The sequence below is a fragment of the Streptomyces sp. NPDC031121 genome, from assembly GCF_055570615.1.
The window spans coordinates 290,956-310,959 of sequence record NZ_JBVIGV010000004.1 but is presented as its reverse complement, the minus strand read 5'-3'; the positions used below and the strand labels follow the sequence as shown (position 1 = coordinate 310,959).

Genomic DNA, 20,004 nt, shown 5'->3' with positions numbered 1-20,004 from the left:
CTTCCGTAGCGGATGCGAGGATCGGCCCATGGCTCTGACCGTCGACATCACCGGGCTGACTCCGGACCGGATCGTGTTCGCGCCGTCGCCGCTCGCGGAGTTGACGGCGTTGCTTCATCTGCTCGCGGAGCCGGCCCACCATCCGGAAGGACGGGAACGGGCCTTCGCCACCGTCACGATGCTGCCGCCTGGCCTGGCCGACCGCTTGGAGGAAGCGGACTTCCTGTGGCGCTCGTCGCGTGCCGACTTCCTGCTTCCGGACACTCCGCGCAGCAGCCTCGCGGAGGAGCTCGACGCGGTGGACCGATGGGACGACGAGGAGTACGTCGCGGCGGCGCTCGTCACCGCATGCGGCTCTTCCCGGCTTTCCTTGCGGCGGTCCTCGCCCCTGACCGATCGGCGGGCCGGTGAGCGGGCCAGGGAGCTTGCGGCCGCCCGCGGCCCGCGTCAGGCCGCCCTCGCGGACCGTCTGCTGACCGATCCCACCGCCGAACGGGCACGTATACGCGCCTTGTTGACCGACTGCGACCAGGCGTTCTTCGCCGACATGTGGCATCAGGCACTACCCGGCCTGGCCGGCGATGCCCGCCACAAGACCGAGGTTCTGGCGCGACGTGGTCTCGCGGAGGCCCTCAGGACGGTCTCCCCGGCCGTCGCCCTGGACACGGCGGAGGCCGGACGCCGGCGGATCGTCGTCGACAAGCTGCAGGACAACACGGCGAGCGGCACCGAAGCCGGTGGGGTCACCTTCATCCCGACCGGGTTCGGACGGCCCCATCTCGTGGTGGTGCGGGCGCGGGCGCGGGGACGGCGGCCGGTCGTCCAGTACCCCGCGGCCGCGGCCGCGGACGGCGTTCCGCCCGTTCCGCTGGACGTCGTCCAAACCCGGCTGGAGGCCCTTGCCCATCCGGTCCGGCTCCGGCTGGCCCGGACGCTGGCCCGTGGAGCCCACACCACCGCTGAGCTGGCCGACAGCTGGCAGTTGACCCCACCCGAGGTTTCACGGCACCTGACCGTGCTCCGGAAGGCCGGCCTCCTGACCACCCGACGGCGGGGGCGGTACGTCCTGTACGAACTCGACCTGGCCGCCAACGAACGTCTCGGGTCGGACCTGCTTGCTGCCGTGCTGCGCTGAACGGGCAGACATGATGTGCAGGGGCGGGCACCCGGGTGGGGAGTTGCGGGGACGCCCTGTTGTCGTGGACTTTTCTTCCGGCTGCGCCACCTCCCTTCCGGTTACGCCACCTCGGCCATGGTGGCCGAAGCCCGAACGGATGCCCTCAGCCGACAGGCGAAGACACCCCCGGGCGGTGGCCGGTGGGGGCGCCCGCCGCTGCCGTGACGCAGGCCGGCGAGTTCGAGGTGCGAGGGTTGATCAGTTCGTCGGCCGGGGGCACGGCTCTCCGTTCTTGTCCGGTTACGGCGCCTGCGGTGTGCCCGCCCCACGCGGCCGCAGGCCGCAGGCGCCGGTTCGGCTACTGCTGGGTGCTGTGCAGCACTTCGGCGTGCCGCATCTCGTGGACCTCGCCGATCAGGCGGAAGAACTCCCCGGCGGCCGGGTCCCCGGGCATCTCCTCCGCGGCGCGGGCGGCGGCTTCCGGAGAGGCCCAGAGGATGAGGTCGAGCAGGGAGCCGTCCTCGTAGCGGGCGAGGTGCGCGCCGAGGAAGTCGGACCCGTACCGCTCGTGCAGAAGGGCGATCAGCCTGGCGCGGTGGGCGGTGAGCTGCTCGGGGTCGGCGCAGGCGAAGCGGACGTATTCGATGGTCGTGCTCATGGGGACCCTTCCCTTATCGACTCACGGATTTGGAAATCGGAAACCGTGAGTGGAGGCTATCACGGATTCGGTGCAAGGAATCCGTGGGTCCGGTAGGTTGGCGACATGTCCCTCAAGAACCTGCGTGAGATGCCGTGGATCGGCGAGCGGCCGGTCCTCGACCTGGCCAACACCGTCGTCGTCGGAGCCGGTCGCGGGGGCGGGGACGTCGACCTGCTGGCCGACCCGGAGCTGCTGGCGTCCTGGCGGGAGAAGGGGCTCGACCGGGAACTCGCCGACCTTTCCCTGGAGGACCTCGTGGAACTGCGCGAGCCGGTCCGGGCCGCGCTGGACGCGGCGGCGCGGCAGGCGCCGCTCCCGGGGCCGGCGAGGGCGCGACTCAACGCGCTGGCCGCACGGGCCCCCGTGACGTTCCGGGTCGACGACGCGGGCCGCCTCGCGGAGCAGGAGGCCGGCGGTCCGGTCGCGGCGGCGGTCGCCAGGCAGGCGCTCGTGCTGGCTGCAGGGCCGGAGCAGGCGCGATTGCGGCGGTGCCCGGCCCCCAGCTGCGGGATGTTCTTCCTCGCGCGCAGGCGGGATCAGGCGTGGTGTTCGATCGGGTGCGGCAACAGGGCGCGTGCCGCCCGCCGGGCGGGTGGCGTGGGCTGAGCCCGCCCGGCGCTCCGAGGGGGCGTGTCCGGCTCGGTGTCTCGTCGAAGGGTTCGCCGATGATCGCAGGGCTTGTCGTTCGGCCGGGCGCGGGAGACCTCCCCGTCGAATCTGTCACGGATTTGGCGTTGAATACGTGACTCCCACTCCTGGTCCCACGCCGCCGCCGGCGCTGCTGCCGTCCGGTTTCCCGGACGGTCGGGTGCGTGCGTCGCGCGTCAGGATTCCGTGAAGAGTGTCAGTGCTGCCCGGGCGGCTCGTTCGAAGTCTTCCGTACTGCCGCTCGCCCGGCACAGCACCTGCGCGCCTTCGAGGAGGGCGACCAGCAAGGCGGCCTTCTCCTCCGCATCGGACGGCGCGAGTCCCGCCTGCCGCAGGTTCCGTTCGAGCTGTTCCGTCCAGGACGCGAAGGTCGCGGCGGCGGAGCGGCACAGTTCGCCGTTCTCCTCGTCCGCGGGGACGGTCACGGCGGCGACGGCGCACCCGGCACCCTGTGCGGCAGCCTGGGCGACCGGTCGGGCGAACTCCACGAAAGCCGTGGCGACCGCCCTGGGGTCCGCCGCATCCAGCTCCGCGAGCCGGTCGCGCACCTCGCGGCCGTGCTGGGCGGCGGCCTCGGAGGCCAACTGGTTCTTGCCGCCGGGGAAGTGGTGGTAGATGGCGCAAGCTGCCCGACATCGGACTGGCGTCCGTCGAAGCGCGGGCGGCCTTCGTGGAGAAGGCCACCGACATCGCATACAAGCTCATGACACCCGGCCACCATCGCGACGACATCCGGATCAACATCGTCAACGCCCCCGACGGAGGCTGGGGCATGGGCGGCCACACCTACACCGGGGAACGCCTGGGCGAAGCCATCGCCCGGGCGGCCGCCGCGGCGGAGGTGCAGGCCTGACCGGCCGGCAGCCTTCCGGCGACCCGGGGTGGATCGGAACCACCGCGCGCGCCGAGGTGGGTTACCGCGCCGGGCGCGACACCGGGAGCCGTCGGCCATGGCTCCGGCGCCAGGGCTATGGCCGGCGGTCGGCCGGAATCGTCCACAGGGTGACTTCGCCGGTGAAGGCGGGGGGTTGGAAGGCCACTCCCGACGGTGTGACACCCGTGATGCGCAGCATCGCCAGCTTGCCTCCCGAGGTGGCGGTGCACAGCCGGTCGCCCTTGTTCACCGTGCCGTCCTTGGTGAGTTCGGTGCTCGGGATGGCGGTCGGGAGAGGGGAGCTCGTCACCGCCTGCCGACAGGCCTCCGGTGACGACCCCGGGGACTTCGCCATCGGGGTCCGGAGCGTCATGACGTTCACCAGGTACGTGATCTCCGCCGACGGGTCGCCGATCCGGCCGCGCGGAGAAACCTCCGGGGTGTCCAGGTCGACACTGATCACCGAGCCCATGGCCGGTGGCCCGATCTGCAGGGGCCGGTCCTTGAAGAGGAGCTTGTAGGGGGCCGAAGCGGGCGCGTCCGGTGCGCCGCCGCCGGCCGTCGCCCCGGAGCCGGGCGCCGGAGAGCTGCTCCGGGCGGGGCCTGAGCCGGCGGCGGCCCCGCCGTCGGCCTGGCCGGTCAGTATCCAGGCCGTTCCGGCGGCTGCCGTCAGGGCGGCTGCCGCCGCGGCCGCCGCGGCCGCCCGCTTCCTGCCGGGTTGCCGGACGGCGGCAGGGGGCAAGGCCGGGTGGGGTGCGGCCTGGGCGGGTGCGGTGCTCGGGAGCGACGGCCCCGGGCCGCCCCGGCGAGGGGGCGGTCCGACATCCAGGTGAGTGGGGACGTATCCGTCGGCCGGCGCGTCGGCGGACCATCTGCCGAGCTCACGCTCCCGGTGCGCCACCGCGGCAGCCCAGGGTTCCGGGAGCCGGCCGGCCGGGTCGCCGTCCGTGAGCCGCTCGCACCAGGACCGCAGTTCGCCGGATGCCGGCCGGGCTGCGGGGTCCGCGGCGAGCGTGCGCTCCAGAATCGGCCGCAGCAGGTCAGGATGTGCGGAGAGGTCCGGCGGGCGTTCGGCGGTGTTGGCGATCTGGGTGGCGATGGCCAGTGGGCCGCCCGGGCCGTACGGGTGCAGCCCGGTGGCGGCCACCGCGGCGATCAGGCCCAGGGAGAACACGTCGCTCGCCGGGGTGATGTGCCCGCCCGTGCCCTGCTCGGGCGACATGAACTGCGGTGTGCCGACCAAACCGCCGCTGCGCGTGAGGCGCGTGGAATCGGCGGCGCGCGCGATGCCGAAATCGATGACCCACGGTCCGTCCGCAGCCAGCATGACGTTGCCGGGTTTGAGGTCCCGGTGGACGACACCGGCGGCGTGGACGGCCTCCAGCCCCCGTGCGACCCCGGCCACCAGGCGGAGGACCGTCTGCACGGGCAGAGGCCCGAACGTGGCCAAACCTTCGTCCAGCGCAAGCCCCGGTACGTACGCGGTGGCCAGCCACGGCTGCGGACCGTCCGCGTCGTGATCCAGCACGGGCACCAGGTGGTAACCGCGTACGTGCCGTGCCGCGTGGATCTCCTGTGCGAACCGCCGACGGAACTCCGGTTCCTCCGCGTACTCGCGGCGGATCATCTTCAGCGCGACGGGCTGCCTGCCGCGCGTGCGGGTCAGGAAGACCGATCCCATGCCGCCCTCGCCTATCCGGGCGAGCAGACGGTATCCCGAGACCTCCCGCGGGTCGCCGGGGCCCAGAGGCCGCAGCGCGCTCGGCAGCTCGCCCTGCGTACCGTCCCCGACCGAATCGCCTCGGTGCGGGGGCCGAGTCCGCCGGCCCCGATCAAGATCAGACACGGTTCCCTCCGGTCGGAGGACGGACGGTCATGTGCACTCCTGGGAAGTCGGTAGTCGCAACGGTCTGCCTTCTCACTCCGCCGAAGGCGCGCCGCCCCCTCCGGAAGGTGGGCACGGGGCCGGCATCCTCGCCTTCCGGTTTGATCTTCCTCCGGGTCATCCTGCCGTTGGGCAGTGCGTACGGTGCAGGGCCTCGGTGTGCCGCGCCGTGTGCCCGCCGATGGGGTTCGATGGCCTTGCTCACGTATTTTTCGGTGCTATTCCGTGATGAAAGTTATCATGGAAAACGAATCGGGGATCTGCCGGGCCGGCAGGCCGGGAGCCTGCGGGGGAGGTTGTGGATCTGGGAGCGTCCAGCCGAAACGCTCTGGCCGGGCGCGCCGGCGCTGCTCGTGCAGCACTCGGTCAAGGGAAGCGCCAGCCCGGCACCGTGGGTCATGTCGTTCAGCTGGATGTCCGGGTACCCGGACATCCAGCTGAACGGAGAGCTCGCCGCGCGGCGGTCAGCGGTGGCCGCACCGGGCCCCACCAGCGGGATCGCGATCTACAGATGCCGCACGCGGACGGTGCGGAGTCCTAGCGTGTGAACGGACCGTTCGCTCCCTCGCCCCTCAGCACCTGCCGGAGCGTCTCGGCGAACTCCTTGGGCTGACCGAGGAAGCCGCCGTGGTCACCGGGGAACTCGACCGGCGCTGTGCCGAGCAGTTCGGCCAGTGCCGTGGAGGTCGGGTACGTGAGAAGGCCGGCCGAGGCGGCGCCGACGCCGACGACGACACGGGTCGGCCCGCCCGCGAGCGCGGGGATGTCAGGCACGTAGCGGGCGGTGCCCCGCAGCTCATGGGCGAAGAAGCGGGCGCTGTTGGCCAGGTCCTGCTCCGAGGGCTCCCCCGGCGGCGGAGTGGGGCCATCGTCCGCGCCGTCGCCGACGCCGAATCCGGCGTTGGCCATGAACTTCACCCACGCCGCCCCTACCCCCTCCCGGTGGAAGGTCTCGATGATGTCGTCGGTTGCGGCGCGCTGCTGAGCAACATCGGGGAGCAGCTCCAGCAGGGGAGGCTCATGCGCGACAAGCGTGCGTACCCGCCCAGGATGCCGCGCGACCAGCGCCAGCCCCGTCACTGCACCACCACTGCTGCCGAACACATCCGCGGACTCGGCTCCGAGGGCATCCAGGAGAGCGGCAACGTCATCCGCCCGCAAGTCGGGCGTGGAGTCCTGCTCAGGATCGTCGAGGACGCTGCCCGAGATGCCCCGCGGGTCGTGAGTGACGACGGTGTAGTCGCTCGCGAGCGCATCAGCCAGCGGTACGAACTCCTGCGCGGCCATCGGCGCACCCATGACGAGCAACAGCGGTCCCGCGCCGCGGACTTCGTAATACAGGCGTGCGCCCGGGACGGTGAGGGTGTGGTTGGCGGGCATGGCGGTCGTCCTTCCCTGAGTGGTCGTCCGCGATCGCGGTGACGGAAGGAGGACTCTCGCCGCCGGGAAAACTCATCGCCCGCCCGCTCACCCCCTCGATCACCGCACCGGCTCGATGCACCGCCGACAGGCCGGAACCAGGCCCCCGGCACGAGTGGGGATCCGGCGGGCGACGCCCCCGCGCATGCGCTCGGGAGGGCCGCCGGCCACACACGGCGACTACCCCTCCCGGCCGCGCCCACTCGCGGATTCCCGGGCGGACGGCTCTCCGCGCCGGGAACGTCTCCGCCGGTGGGCCCGGGCGCCCGACCACTCATGGACGACCCTTCCGGTAAAGGCACCGCCGTACAGGACGAAGCCCACGCCCACCAGCCAGGACTGGACGATCACCACTACTCCGACGGACCCGTACGCGGCTGCCTGCGACACGATCAGAGGCGAGAAGACCAGCTGGGCGAAGAGGCGTAGGCCCACAAGACCCAGGGTGGTCGCGACGGCTCCCGGCAGCAGCGCTCTCCATCCGGGCTGCCGGCCAAGGAGGATCTTCTGGGACGACCAGGCGAACAGGAGGGTGACGAGAAGCGCGGCCGATGTACCCGTCAGTGAGGAAGCCGCGCCGGCGCGGTGCAGAGGACTGTTGGTGAGCAGGAGTAGGTAGCCGATGACCAAGGTGAGCCACGCCGTGTAGCGCGTGAGGTCCCTCAGCCGCCCGGGCCAGGAAGCTTGTCTGTGGCCGCGGCTCATTGCCCACATCGCCTCGTATCCCTGCCGCACATGTGCTGCGAACGTCAGGCCGAAGACGCAAAGAGCCGCCAGGCTGAAGGCCGTGGCCTCTCGCAACACACGGCGGGGCTGCGCAAACAGCTCCAGAATCTCCCGCTCGGCCGATTCAGAGGCGCTCAGCGCTGTCGCGAGCCACCGCCCGAACCCGGCTGCGCGAGCGGGGTCGGCCGCGGCAATGACCATGATCAGCGGTACGAAGGCGAGGAAGCCCACAGCGGCGAAGACCAGTGAACGACTCAGCAGCCCCACGCCGTCGGCTCTCCCTGCCGCGCGCGAGAGGGATTGCCGAAGGTCACGTCCCAGACGCAGGATCGACGATGCCACGTTCTGACCACCTTCGCCGGCGGCCCCGACAACACTCCCCGCCCGCTGAGCGTGAAGGCCCGGATCCGGCAGGTCTCGGGATCGACCACCGGGTCCTTGACCGGGCAATCACATCGCCGCGCAGCGTCGGCACAGCCAGGGCCACCACATCACCCGCTCGAATGAGAAGGGCGTTCATCGCCGCCCCGGGGCAGGTGATGCTTGTCGGTGATCACCCGCCATGGCGCGTGCCGCATGACGTGGAGTTCAGCGGCCTGTCGCCCCCATGCCTTGATACTTCCTTGCGGTTCCCGGTGTGAGCGGTTCTTCCGGATGGGGCTGTTCTGGCAGCTACCCCGTTTCCCCGCCGGGAACACGGTCCTGCGACGAGGCCGAGGCGGACGTGCGGCGCTGCTTCCCACGATGTCGCGCCCGGTCACCCGAGATGCCCATCGGAGGCCGGGAAGAAGCGTCAGCGCACTGCGCATACCGCCCACTCTGCCCGTAACGCACAGAGAAAGTCTTGTCCGGTTTGCCCGGCCTGGGCGTCCGACCTGTGGTTTCCTCCAGCTTGTTTTAGCCAGACCGTGTTCCGGGCGGCAGGCGGCAGGCGGCGGGCGGTGACACGCCGTGAAGGTCTGCATCCGTAACGTGATGCCGCGTCTGTCCCACCCTCGTAGGCGTCAGGGGAAGTCGGCGAGGGAGGTGGGCAGTGGAGGCGCCGGTTCCGGGGTCGCCGCCCACGCAGGGGTCGCTGCCGCGCGGAGTGCGGCAGCCGGCAGGGGCAGCCGCATGTGCGGCGGCCGGTGCGCTGGCCGTTCTGCTGTTGGCCGGCTGCGTGAGCTCCTCGCGTACCGATGAGGATTACCGGGAGAAGGCGGCGAACTCGGCGCAGGCGGTTCGCTCGTCGATCGAGACGGCTCGCCTGCTGGTCGGTGCCGCGGGCCGGGGCAAGTCTCCCGGGCCGTACACCTCTCGGACGCTGTCGCAGCTGGAAGGGGCGGTGGGCAGTGTCAGCACGCAGTTCGGCTCGATTCAGCCGCCGACCCGGCAGGCGACCGCGTTGCGCGACGACGTGATCCCCCTGCTCGACGAGAGCCGGAGTGTGCTGGGCCGGTTGCGGATCACCGCCCGCCAAGGGCGTTTGCAGGACCTGCCGCATGTCGCCCGCCCCCTGCCCCGGCTGTCGGAACGCCTTCGGCGCTTCGAGGAGCTGGTACCGACGTGAAGCGCGTCATGTCGCTGCTGCTCGGTGTGTTCACCGCCATGGGCGGGTTCATGGACATCGGCGACCTCGTCACCGACGCACTGGTCGGCGCCCGTTTCGGCCTCGGTCTGGCATGGGTGACCGTCGTCGCGGTCGTGGGCATCGCCCTGTACTCGGAGATGGCCGGCCGGATCGCCGTCGTCACCGGCCGCACCGTCTTCGACCTGATCCGGGAACGCACCGGCCCGCGCATGGGGCTGGTCACCGTGATCGCCTCCTACCTGGTCAACGCGCTCGCGGTGATCGCGGAGCTGTGCGGCGTCGCCCTCGCGATCGAGCTGCTGGCCGACATCCACTACCTGCTGTGGGTTCCGCCGGTCGCCTTCCTCGCCTGGCTGGTGGTGTGGCGGCTGCCGTTCCCCTACATGGAGCGGCTGTACGGCCTGGTGGGCCTGGCGCTGTTCGTCTTCGTCGCCGCCGTGTGGTGGTTCGGCCCCGACTGGGGCGCCATGTGGCACGACGCCACCCACCCGGTGGTGCCGCACGGCGAGGGGCGTGCCACGTACTTCTTCTACGCCCTCGTCCTCCTCGGCGCGCAGATGAACCCGTACGAGGTGTTCTTCTTCTCCTCCGGCGCCGTGGAGCACCGCTGGAGCCCCCGCAACCTGCTCGAAGTGCGGGTGAACGCCTGGATGGGCTATCCCGTGGGCGGCATCCTCGCCATCGGCATCCAGGCCGCGGCCTACCTGGTTCTCCAGCCGGCCGGTATCCAGGTCGAGCACCTGAGCCAGACCGTCCTGCCCGTCGTCATGGCCTTCGGCCAGGTGGGCTTCGCGCTCGCCATCCTCGGCATCGTCGGTTCGGTCTTCGGCGCGACGCTGGAGACGCTGCTGTCCTCCGGCTACACCGTCGCCCACCACTTCGGCTGGACCTGGGGCAAGGAGACCCAGCCCGCCAAGGCCGCACGCTTCCACACCCTGCTGCTGCTCACACTCCTCGGCGCGGCCGCGGCCGCCCTGACCACCGTCAACCCCATCACGGTCACCATCTACGCCGTCTACCTCGCCGCCGTCGTCCTGCCGTTGACGTTCCTGCCGATCCTCGTCATCGCCAACGACCGGCGCTACCTCGGAGACCGCGTCAACGGGCGCGTGAGCAACACCCTGGGCACGATCTACCTCGTCATCGTGACCGCCGGTGCCGTGGCGGCCTTCCCCCTCCTGATCGCGACGAAGGCAGGCGCATGACCACGGACAGTTTCGACACCGGCCTCGATATCGGCCTCGACCTCCTCGACCGGCAAGTCCTCGACAGCGACGACACACTGATCGGCAAGGTCGACGACCTGCGCTTCGACGCGCCCGAGGACGGTTCCCCGCCCCTGCTGGTCGCCTTGCAGATCGGGCAGCGAGCCTTCGGGCAGCGCCTCGGCGGCCGGCTGGGGCGGTCGTGGACGGCTGTCGCCGGCCGACTCGCCGGCGGTGCCACACCCGTGGAAGTGCCCATCGCGCGCGTGCGCGAGTACGGCCCAGCCGTCAAGCTCGACGTGAGCGCCGACAAGCTCCCCGGACTGGGACGTGCGGAACGTCTGCTGAGCCGCCGTTTCATCGGCCGGATCCCCGGGGCGCACCGTGAAGGCAAGTGACCTGCTCAACGCCCGGGTCTTCGACGCGAGCGGACGCCTCCTGGGGAAGGTCCACGACATCCGCTGCGTCCGCCCGCCGGGTGGCGGCCGCTGGCAGCTTCGATCACTCGTCGTGGGAGCCACCGGGCTGACTCACCGCTTCGGCTACGCCACCGGGGAAGTACGCGGCCCCGCCCTGCTGGCCAAGGCGGCGCACCGGGTCGCCCGGCGGCGGCAGACCATCGAGTGGTCACGTGTCGTCTCGCACGACGACGGCCGGATTGTCGTCCGCGATTCCCGACAAGACGGGAGGCAGCCGTGACCGTGGGCCTTCCCGTCTTCTTCGCCTGGATCGAGCTCATCGCCCTGGTCGGGCTCCTGCTCTGGTTCGTCCTCCGCAGACCACCTCGAGACTAGACACGCCACAGCCTTGGTCGGAGCCGCCGACCGAGGCGGGGTGCTCCTTCAGCGGGGTCAGGTCCTGGGGGCGCCCCAACGGGCCGGGAACAGCGTCGATCACCTCACGGAGTTGCATCACCTGGTCGCGGCTGCGAGGTGCCGAGGGCGTTGGCGGCGGTCGTCGTGCCATGGACAGGAGGGGTCCGCGCACGAGCCGTCAGCACAGGGATCGCCTCTATCATCAGGCAGTCCGCTGACGCCGCCAGGCACCGCACGAATCCCGGGGACCATGGCCTACACGTTCATATTCGGCTTGTTTCTCTTGCTGGGCATGGCGACTTCGCTCGCCGCGGTCACCGGATACCGGGGCAAGGTCTGTGACCGTTCCGACGGGTACGACGTCCCTGCGGAGGTGAAGTCCGACCCGGAGCTGAGGAAGCGTGCGAACGACCTGGTGGCCTTCTGGTGCACCGGGGCCGCGGTGCTCAGTGCCGCTCCGCTTGTGCCGGTCGGCACGGTCATCGTGAGCGGCGGTGACCGAACGGTCGGCACTCGGGGACTGGTGGTCCTCGCCCTGTACGGCCTGGCCGTGGTGATCATGGGGGCCTATCCGTTCGAGAAGATCAAGAGCCTCGGGCGGTCCGCCGAAAGGTGAACCGACGCCATGGGCGGTGTCTTCGGCCTCACGGCCGTCTCGGAGCGGCTGCGGCTGCGGCAGCGCAGGCTCAGGCGCCTGGGCCTCCGGGACGGATCCTGGGCGGCTGAGGCCGCTGGGGTACACGGCGCAGGCGGCGGGCGTACCGGACGTTCGACTTCCCCCGCCGCATGATCCGCCGGCCGAGGCGGACGGGCTGTCGGCCGTGTGAATCAGCCAACCGCGCCGATCCCTGTCCCGGAGGCCGGCCGCTGCGGGACAATGGCCGGCGATGACCCCCAGCACCGCCGCTCAGCAGCCCCACCCGGACGGGTACGGCCCCTTCGCCCACCTCACCGTGCAGAACACGGCTCTCTACCGCCAGGTGATGCGGGTGTTCGTCGGCGCCAAGGAGAGGTTCGCCGTCCATCTGCGTCCCGAGGACGTGTACGCCGCCCTGCCTGCCGAGGCCCGGCCCGCCGAGCCCGACGCGGTGGTCAAGGCGTTGGACAGCCTCGTCGGCTGGGGCAACCTGCGCGCCGATCCCGACACCGCCCGCGTCACCGCCGTCGAGGACTTCTACCGGAAGCGGTTCATCTACCAGCTCACCCGGGCCGGAGAGGCCGCCGAGGAAGCCCTGGGCGTCTACGACGAGGCGCTCGGCCGGCGCGGCGCACTGCAGGCCGTCGCCCTCCACGACATCGTCACCCAGCTCCGGACCCTCCTCGTCCTGGCGACCGGGGAACAGCCGGATCAGGCCAAAGTCCATCTGGCCCTTGACGCGCTCGCCAGCCGGTTCGCGGCCCTCGCCGAGAACGCGCGTGCCTTCATGGGGTCCCTGCAGCGGACCATCGACCTCCACGACGTCGAGGAGGAGGCCTTCCTCGCGTACAAGGACCGGCTCATCCAGTACCTGGAGCGGTTCATCCGGGACCTGATCACCCTCGGCGGACGCATCGCCCGGCTGATCCTGGAGCTGGAGGCCGCCGGCAGCGTCGAGCCGCTGCTGCGGGCCGCCGCCCGCCGCGAGGCCGCCGACGCCGCGCCGGAGGAGGCGGAGCACGCCGAGCGGCAGGCGTACGAGCGGTGGGCCGGGCGCTGGACCGGGCTCGCCGCCTGGTTCATCAGCCGCGACGGGCGGGAGTCGCAGGCCAGGCTGCTGCGCGGCCGCGCCCTCGGCGCGATCCCCCAGCTGCTGGCCGTCGTACGGTCGCTGAACGAGCGCAGGGCCGGGCGCTCCGACCGGTCCGCGGACTTCCGGACCCTCGCCCGCTGGTTCGCCGAAGCCCCCGACGACGAGGCCCGGCACCGGCTGTGGCGCACCGCGTTCGGGCTCTACCCGGCCCGGCACCTCACCGTGGACGCCGACACCCTCGCCGCCCGCGCGGCGGCGCCCGTACCCGCCGCCACCCCGTGGGCGGAAGCGGAGCCGCTGCGGATCAGCCCCCGGTTGCGCCGCACAGGCAGCTACGAGCGGCGCGGCAAGCCGCGCCGCGTGGAAGACCGCGACGGGCAGCGCCGCAGGCTCGCCGAGGTGGCGGCCAAGCAGGCCGCCGAGACCGCGGCGGCCCGCGCCCGGCTCGTCACCGACGGGACCACCCGGCTCTCCCTCCTCGGCGAACTCGACCCCGCCTCCTTCGGGCTCTTCCTCCGGCTGCTCGGCGACGCCCTGGCCACCTGGCGGCCCGGCATGCGGCACACCACGGCCACCAGCAACGACGGCTCCATGGAGATCCGGCTCACCGCGCTCGCCGACGGCGGCACCGCCGAGATCCGGACGCCCGGGGGCGTCTTCCGCGGTCCCGACCACCTCATCGAGATAGTCGACCTGACGGAGGAAGGCGACAGGCCATGAGCACTCCCCTCGCCGAGGTCCTCGACGGGCAGCACGCCGCCGACCTCCGCAAGGCGGCCCGCGCCCTGCTGCGGCAGCCCCTGCTGCTCGCCCGCGGCCGGACCGCCGACGAGTTCCGCCTCGTCCGCCGCCACGCGTCCGAACTCCGCGCATGGTTCGACCGCAACACCGGCTGGGCCCTCCACACGGACGCCGAGGCCGCGCGCCTGCACAAGATCCCGGGCACTCTCACCGACCCCACCCACCCGGCGCGCGAGGCGACCCGCGCGGCCGCACCCTTCACCCGGCGCCGCTACGTCCTGCTCTGCCTCGCCCTCGCCGCGCTCGAACGCGGCGAGGCCCAGATCGCGCTCGGCCGCCTGGCCGACCAGGTCGTCCTCGACGCCGCCGATCCCCACCTCGCCCGGGCGGGCATCCACTTCACCCTGGACCGCCGCGACGAGCGCCTCGACCTCGCCGCCGTCGTACGGCTCCTGCTCGACATCGGCGTGCTGCGGCGGGTCGCCGGCGACGAGGAGGCGTACGTCAGCGGAGCCGGCGACGTGCTGTACGACGTGGAACGGCGGGTGCTGGCCGGGCTGCTCGCCTCACGCCGCGGCCCCTCCACCGTCCACGCCGAAGCGTTCGCCGACCGCCTCGCCGAACTCGTCGCCGAGACCGCCCTGGACAGCGACGAACTGCGCTTCCGCGCGATGCGCCGCTCCCTGACCCGCAGGCTCCTCGACGACCCGGTGCTCTACTACGACGAGCTGACCGACGCCGAACTCGCCTACCTCACCCGGCAGCGGGGCTTCCTCACCGCCCGCATCACCGAGCTGACCGGACTCATACCCGAGGTGCGGGCCGAAGGCATCGCGATGGTCGACCCGGACGACGACCTCACCGACATCCGGATGCCCGAGCAGGGGACCCACGGCCACATCACGCTGCTGCTCGCCGAGCACCTGGCCGCGGCGCAAGGACCCGCATCCGCCGACGAGCTGGCCCTCCGGGTCCGGGAACTCGCCGCCGAGCACGGGGGGTTCTGGTCCAAGTCCGCGCGGGAGCCGGGCATGGAGGCCGAACTGGTGGAACAGGCCGTCGCCCGCCTCGCCGCCCTCGGGCTGGTCTCCCGCACCGCCCGGGGCGTGGCGCCCCGCCCGGCCCTCGCCCGGTACGCGGTCGGCGAGACCGTCGTACTCGAACCGGGCACCGCACGTACGCCCGCGCAGCGAAAGGCCGGCAACCCGTGACCCGTCTCCCCGCCCCCCGGCGCTCCCGCTGGCAGCCCCTGCGCATCGGGCTCGTCGACCTCTTCCACTACGACGTGGAGGAGTTCCACTTCCACGACGGGCGCCTGCTCCTGCGCGGGAACAACGGCACCGGCAAGTCCAAGGTGCTCGCCCTGACCCTGCCCTTCCTGCTCGACGGGGACCTCGGCTCGCGCCGCGTCGAACCCGACGGCGACCCGGGCAAGCGCATGGAGTGGAACCTGCTCCTCGGCGGCGAGCACCCGCACTCCGAGCGGCTCGGCTACACCTGGATCGAGTTCGGCAGGCGCGACGAGACCAGCGGCGAGCCGCACTTCCGCACACTGCTCTGCGGGCTCAAGGCAGTCAGCGGGCGCGGCATCGCACGCCACTGGTACGCGCTCACCAGCCAGCGCGTCGACCACGGCCCGGAGGCCGCCGCGACCTCCCTCAGCCTGCTGGACGCCACCCGCACCGCCCTGTCCAGGGACCGGCTCGCCGAGGCCGTCGCCGGCCACGGCATGGTGTACGACCAGGCCAAGACCTACCGCCGGGCCGTCGACGAGGCCCTCTTCGGCCTCGGCGAGCAGCGGTACGGCGCCCTCGTCGACCTGCTCATCCAGTTGCGCCAGCCCCAGCTGTCCAAGCGCCCCAACGAGGCGGCCCTCTCCAGGGCCCTCACCGAGGCCCTCCCGCCCATGGACCAGGCCGTGATCGCGGACGTGGCGGAAGCCTTCCGCTCCCTGGACGAGGAGAAGGAGGAACTGGCGGCGGCCTCCGCGGCCGAGCGGGCCGCCACGGCCTTCCTGGACCACTACCGGCGCTACGCCCGGATCGCCACCCGCCGGCGCGCCCGCCTCCCGCGCGGCGAGCACTCCCGCTACGAGCACCTCCAGCGGGACCTCGCCGAAGCGCAGGCCGAACAGGCCCGCGCCCAGGAGGCCCGCGCCGCGGCGGAGGAACGGATCGGCGCGACGGAGGAGAGGCTGGCACGCCTGCGGGCCCAGGACGCGGCCCTGCGCGAGGGCCCCGAGATGCGCAGCGCCCGGGAGCTGGAGCAGGCGGGCAAGGAGACGGAGCGGGCCGCCCGCGCCCTGGACAGGGCCCGCGAGGACCGGGACCGGGCCGCGGAACTGCACACCCGCCACCTCGGAAGGCTCGGCGCGGCCGAGAACCGGCTGCGCGCCGCCGGCCGTATCGCCGAGGACACCTTCCGCCAGGCACGGGACGCGGCCGGGGCCGCCCGCGTCGACCTGCCCGACGACGGCGCACTGCCCGAGGCCGCGCTGCGGCGCTCCGCCGACGAGGCCACCGACCGCGGGCGCCGGGCGCTCGCCCACGTCGAGGACCTCGCCGAGACCGCCGGACGCGCGGCCGAGGCGCGGCGCCAGGCATCCGTCCGCCTCGACGAGGCGGACGCCGACCTCGACCAGGCGACTGCCGAACAGTTCCGTGCGGAAGACGCCGCCGCGCGCGCGGGGCAGGCCCTGCTGGACGGCGTACGGGAACACATGCGCGCCTGGACCGAGCTGGCCTGCCCCGACCAGGCCGGCCTGCTCGACGGACTCCAGGAGTGGACCCGGCACCTCGACGGGCCGTACCCGGTGCGCGCGCACGCGGCACGCGCCCACAGCGACGCTTCGGCACGGCTGGCAGACCAGGCGGCCGAAGCGGCACGCCGGTCGGCGGAGCTGGCGGCGGGCACCGGCCGGGTCCGCGAGGAGATCACCGCCTTGGAGGCGGGCGGCCGACGCGGCCCCCAGCCCCCTCCGGCCCGCACGCCTGGCCTGCGCGAGCGGATGCCCGGCGCACCGCTGTGGCGGCTGGTCGACTTCCACGGCCACCTCGCGGAGCGGGAGCGCGCGGGACTGGAGGCGGCCTTGGAAGCCTCCGGACTGCTGGACGCATGGGTGCTCCCCGACGGCACCGCCCTCGCCGCGGACGGGTGCGACGTACTCCTCTCCCCTGCGGCCGGGCCGGCGGCCGGGCCCTCGCTCGCGACCGTGCTCCGCCCGGCCGTCGACAGCGGTGACGAACGGGCCGCGGCGGTGGGCGAGGAGACGGTGGCGCGCCTGCTCACCGCCATCGGAGCGACCGCCGACGGCGGGGCCGGCACCTGGGTGGAGCCGGGCGGGCGCTTCCGCGTCGGCGCGCTCACGGGCCGGTGGACCAAGCCCGCCGCGGAGTACGTCGGGGCCGGGGCGCGGGAGGCGGCGCGGCGGGCCCGGCTCGCCGCCCTGCACGCCGAACTCGCGCGACTCCGGCAGGAGTCGGAGGAGGTCGCCGCCCGGTCCGAGGCGGTGGCCGCACGCCGCCGCACCCTCGACACCGAGCTGGCCGGCGTACCCGACGAAGGCCCCCTCACCCGGGCGCACGCCCGGGTGACCGCCGCCGCCGAGTCCGTACGCCGGGCCCGCCTGCGGCGTGAAGGCCGCGCCGCGGACCTCCGGGAGGCGGCCGGACAGGCCGAACGGGCCGCCGCCGACCTCGCGGAGACCGCGGCCGCACTGGGGCTGCCCGCCGACGGGGCCGGGCTCGCCGAAGTGCGCCACGCCCTCGGACACCTGGCCGTGGCCCTGGCCGCCCTGTGGCCCGCCCTGCGCGAACGCGGCGAGGCGGCCCGCCAGGTGGCGGAGGAACGCGCCGAGGCCGGGCAGGCGGGGGAGCGGGCCGCCGAACTCGCGCTGCGCGCCGAGGAGGCCGGGCAGGAGGCGGCCGCGGCGGACGAACGCCACACCACCCTGCGCTCCACCGTCGGCGCGGCCGTCGCCGAACTCGAACGGCGCCTCACCGAGACGGCCGATGCCCTGCGGGCGTGCGAGGCCGAGCGGGGAACCGCCCGGCGGCGCCACGCCGAGGCGGACCGGGACGCCAGCAGGGCCGAAGGCCGTATCGAGCAGTTGGAGAAGGGCCTCGCCGAAGCGGCCCGGGCGCGCGCGGAGGCGATCGCGGGACTCCAGCGGTTCACCGCCACCGGCCTGATCACCGTGGCCCTGCCGGATCTGCCGGTGCCGGCCGCCGGAGAAGGACCGTGGGCGGCCACCCCGGCGATCACGCTCGCCCGGGCCATCGAGTCGGCTCTGGCGTCGGTCGACGACTCGGACGGCGCCTGGGAGCGCGTACAGCGCAGGCTGAGCGAGGAACTCAAGACCCTGCAGGACACCCTGTCCCGCCACGGCCACACCGCCTCCGCCAGGATGGTCGAGGACGGCATGGTCGTCGACATCGTCTACCAGGGCCGCGAGCGCGCCGTACCGGAACTCGCCGGGGCACTCACCGCGGAGGTCGGCGAACTCACCCGCATCCTCTCCGCCCACGAACGGGAGATCCTCGAAACCCACCTGATCACCGAGGTCGCGGGCACCCTCCAGGAACTCATCGCCGCCGCCGAACGGCAGGTGCGCGACATGAACGCCGAGCTGGAGGACCGCCCCACCTCCACCGGGATGAAACTCCGGCTGGTCTGGCGGCCCTCCCGCAAGGCCCCCGCCGGCCTCGCCCCGGCCAGAGAGCGCCTGCGGCAGTCCGCCGACGCCTGGACCCCGGAGGACCGGACGGCGGTCGGCGAGTTCCTCCAGGCGCAGATCGCCCGGCAGCAGAGCGACGACACCTCCGGCAGCTGGCTCGAACACCTCACCGCCGCGCTCGACTACCGCGCCTGGCACGAGTTCGGGGTCGAGCGGCACCAGCACGGCCGCTGGGTCCCCGCCACCGGACCCGCCTCCGGCGGCGAACGCGTCCTCGCCGTGTCCGTACCGCTGTTCGCCGCGGCCTCCTCGCACTACGCGAGCGCCGGCAGCCCGTACGCGCCGCGCCTGGTCACCCTCGACGAGGCGTTCGCGGGCGTGGACGACGACTCGCGGGCCAAGTGCCTCGGTCTGCTGCACGCGTTCGACCTCGACGTGGTGATGACCAGCGAACGGGAATGGGCCTGCTACCCGCAGGTGCCCGGCATCGCCATCGCCCAGCTCTCCCGGATCGACGAAGTGGCGGCGGTACTCGTCACCCGCTGGGAGTGGGACGGTACCCGGCGCGTCCGCCGCGAGGACCCCGTACGGCAGCCCGACCGCGCGGACGCCCTGACGCAGCCCGCCGCACCGGAGGCACTGTGGAACTGACAGCCGCCGGCGCGCCGGTCGACGAGGCCCGGCTGCGCCGCCTGCTGGGCGGGCCCGACCTCGACTGGCTGGTCGCCCGGGCGCGCAGGCGGCTGGAGCGGGAACAGCCCCTCACCGGAACCGTGTCGATCGACTCACCCACACCGGCCCAGCGGGCCTCGGCGGAGAGGCTGCTGGGGCGGTCTCCCGGCAGCGGCCGCTCGCTGACCGTCCGGCTCGACGAGGTGGACGCCGTACTGCGGCGATCCGGAATAAGCCCGGACGGCCTGGCCGCGGCGGTGGCCCTGCTCACCGGCCCGGTCGTCGCGCTCGGCCCGGCCCGCGCGGCCGAGGACCGGGCCTGGCGGGAGGCGTACGCCTCCATCGACGCCCTCGCGGACCAGGTCCCGGCGCTCCAGGCCTGGGCCGCCCGCCTCCGGGCCGACGGCCTGGTCCGCCGCCTCGCCGGCACTCCCGCCGCGGCCCGGCACCTCCTCGGCCAGGCGGCCGCCGTCCTCGGCTCCCTCCCCGCCGACCCGCCCGTCTCGCTCCCCGCCTTCGCGGCCCGGCGGCTCGGCAGCGCCCACGCACTGGACGACGGCCTCCCGCTGGCCACCGTCACCCTCTCGGGCATCCGCGCGCTGACCGGCTTCCCCGACGGGGCGGGCGGTCAGTGGCGGCGGGAGGTCTGGGCGTCGGCGGGCCTGCTCCGTGACGAGCTGTCCTCGACGGTCCTCGCCCTGAACCTGAGGGGCACGCCCGCTCTGGACGCGATGGCCGACGCGGGCGAGCCGGCGGTGCTCACCCTGCGCCAACTCGTCCGCGGGCCGCTCCCCACGGCCGCGGGCACCGTCCGGATCTGTGAGAACCCGGCCGTACTGGCGGCGGCGGCCGACGCCCACGGCCCGCACTCCCGGCCGCTGGTCTGCCTCCAGGGCCAGCCCTCCGCCGCGGCCGTCACCCTCCTCCGGCACCTCCACGAGCGCGGAACCGCCCTCCTCTACCACGGAGACTTCGACTGGGGCGGGCTGCGCATCGCCTCCACCCTGCTGCGCCGTGTCCCCTGGCAGCCCTGGCGCTACACGGCCGCCGACTACCGTGCCGCCGTGTCCGCACAGCGGGGAGGGCCGCCGCTCACCGGCCGGCCGACGCAGGCCCCGTGGGCCCCGGGACTCCCCGAGGCGCTGACCGAGCTGGGCGTCCGTCTCGAAGAGGAGTCGGTCCTCGACTCCCTCCTGCCCGACCTGGCGCGCTGACGCCCACCCCGGC

17 protein-coding genes are annotated in these 20,004 nt (G+C 73.3%); 12 read left to right on the top strand and 5 right to left on the bottom strand.

Features of this window, described 5'->3' with window-relative positions:
* Positions 1–28 precede the first annotated feature (28 nt).
* Entirely contained in the window at positions 29–1,135 is a 1,107-nt protein-coding gene (locus tag ACZ462_RS09385) for a DUF5937 family protein (protein WP_467804506.1), read from the top strand.
* A 340-nt stretch (positions 1,136–1,475) separates the two neighbouring features.
* Here ACZ462_RS09385 and ACZ462_RS09380 read toward each other — a convergent pair whose 3' ends face one another.
* On the bottom strand, positions 1,476–1,775 hold the full coding sequence (locus ACZ462_RS09380; RefSeq protein ID WP_467804505.1) for a hypothetical protein: 300 nt from the start codon (positions 1,773–1,775) through the stop codon (positions 1,476–1,478).
* A gap of 105 nt (positions 1,776–1,880) precedes the next feature.
* Here ACZ462_RS09380 and ACZ462_RS09375 point away from each other — a divergent pair, with 105 nt between their 5' ends.
* Entirely contained in the window at positions 1,881–2,423 is a 543-nt protein-coding gene (locus ACZ462_RS09375; RefSeq protein WP_467804504.1) for an ABATE domain-containing protein, read from the top strand.
* A gap of 218 nt (positions 2,424–2,641) precedes the next feature.
* Here ACZ462_RS09375 and ACZ462_RS09370 read toward each other — a convergent pair whose 3' ends face one another.
* Positions 2,642–3,049: an LmrA/YxaF family transcription factor gene (locus ACZ462_RS09370; protein ID WP_467804503.1), complete on the bottom strand. Its 408-nt coding sequence runs from the start codon at positions 3,047–3,049 to the stop codon at positions 2,642–2,644.
* Between the two features lie 86 nt (positions 3,050–3,135).
* On the opposite strand from ACZ462_RS09370, the gene ACZ462_RS09365 reads away from it, so the two are divergent.
* Positions 3,136–3,318 carry a hypothetical protein gene (locus tag ACZ462_RS09365; RefSeq protein WP_467804502.1) on the top strand — a complete coding sequence of 61 codons (183 nt, stop codon included), beginning with the start codon at positions 3,136–3,138 and terminating at the stop codon, positions 3,316–3,318.
* A 115-nt stretch (positions 3,319–3,433) separates the two neighbouring features.
* Here ACZ462_RS09365 and ACZ462_RS09360 read toward each other — a convergent pair whose 3' ends face one another.
* The 3 genes from ACZ462_RS09360 to ACZ462_RS09350 form a co-directional block, all read right to left on the bottom strand.
* Entirely contained in the window at positions 3,434–5,047 is a 1,614-nt protein-coding gene (locus ACZ462_RS09360) for a serine/threonine-protein kinase (protein ID WP_467804604.1), read from the bottom strand.
* Between the two features lie 714 nt (positions 5,048–5,761).
* Positions 5,762–6,604, bottom strand: coding sequence for an alpha/beta fold hydrolase (locus tag ACZ462_RS09355; RefSeq protein ID WP_467804501.1), 843 nt, complete (start codon positions 6,602–6,604; stop codon positions 5,762–5,764).
* Positions 6,605–6,823: 219 nt separating this feature from the next.
* The gene (locus tag ACZ462_RS09350; protein ID WP_467804500.1) at positions 6,824–7,711 is read right to left on the bottom strand and encodes a YhjD/YihY/BrkB family envelope integrity protein; all 888 of its coding nucleotides are present in this window, start codon (positions 7,709–7,711) and stop codon (positions 6,824–6,826) included.
* Positions 7,712–8,528: 817 nt separating this feature from the next.
* Here ACZ462_RS09350 and ACZ462_RS09345 point away from each other — a divergent pair.
* The 9 genes from ACZ462_RS09345 (at position 8,529) to ACZ462_RS09305 (ending at position 19,991) form a co-directional block, all read left to right on the top strand.
* Positions 8,529–8,918: a hypothetical protein gene (locus ACZ462_RS09345; protein ID WP_467804498.1), complete on the top strand. Its 390-nt coding sequence runs from the start codon at positions 8,529–8,531 to the stop codon at positions 8,916–8,918.
* Positions 8,915–10,144, top strand: a complete 1,230-nt coding sequence (locus tag ACZ462_RS09340) for an NRAMP family divalent metal transporter (RefSeq protein ID WP_467804497.1) — start codon at positions 8,915–8,917, stop codon at positions 10,142–10,144. Before ACZ462_RS09345 ends, ACZ462_RS09340 begins: the two co-directional genes overlap by 4 nt.
* The gene (locus tag ACZ462_RS09335) at positions 10,141–10,542 is read left to right on the top strand and encodes a hypothetical protein (RefSeq protein WP_467804496.1); all 402 of its coding nucleotides are present in this window, start codon (positions 10,141–10,143) and stop codon (positions 10,540–10,542) included. The genes ACZ462_RS09340 and ACZ462_RS09335 overlap by 4 nt, the downstream gene beginning before the upstream one ends.
* Positions 10,529–10,843 (top strand): PRC-barrel domain-containing protein, encoded by a 315-nt coding sequence (locus ACZ462_RS09330; protein ID WP_467804495.1) that lies wholly within the window; start codon positions 10,529–10,531, stop codon positions 10,841–10,843. The genes ACZ462_RS09335 and ACZ462_RS09330 overlap by 14 nt, the downstream gene beginning before the upstream one ends.
* 366 nt (positions 10,844–11,209) lie before the next feature.
* Complete coding sequence (locus ACZ462_RS09325) at positions 11,210–11,575, top strand: hypothetical protein (protein ID WP_467804494.1); 366 nt, start codon at positions 11,210–11,212, stop codon at positions 11,573–11,575.
* Between the two features lie 271 nt (positions 11,576–11,846).
* Positions 11,847–13,409, top strand: coding sequence for a TIGR02677 family protein (locus ACZ462_RS09320; RefSeq protein ID WP_467804492.1), 1,563 nt, complete (start codon positions 11,847–11,849; stop codon positions 13,407–13,409).
* Positions 13,406–14,641, top strand: coding sequence for a TIGR02678 family protein (locus ACZ462_RS09315; protein ID WP_467804491.1), 1,236 nt, complete (start codon positions 13,406–13,408; stop codon positions 14,639–14,641). The genes ACZ462_RS09320 and ACZ462_RS09315 overlap by 4 nt, the downstream gene beginning before the upstream one ends.
* Positions 14,638–18,756 (top strand): TIGR02680 family protein, encoded by a 4,119-nt coding sequence (locus ACZ462_RS09310; protein ID WP_467804490.1) that lies wholly within the window; start codon positions 14,638–14,640, stop codon positions 18,754–18,756. Before ACZ462_RS09315 ends, ACZ462_RS09310 begins: the two co-directional genes overlap by 4 nt.
* Positions 18,747–19,991 (top strand): TIGR02679 family protein, encoded by a 1,245-nt coding sequence (locus ACZ462_RS09305; RefSeq protein WP_467804489.1) that lies wholly within the window; start codon positions 18,747–18,749, stop codon positions 19,989–19,991. Before ACZ462_RS09310 ends, ACZ462_RS09305 begins: the two co-directional genes overlap by 10 nt.
* Positions 19,992–20,004 lie beyond the last annotated feature (13 nt).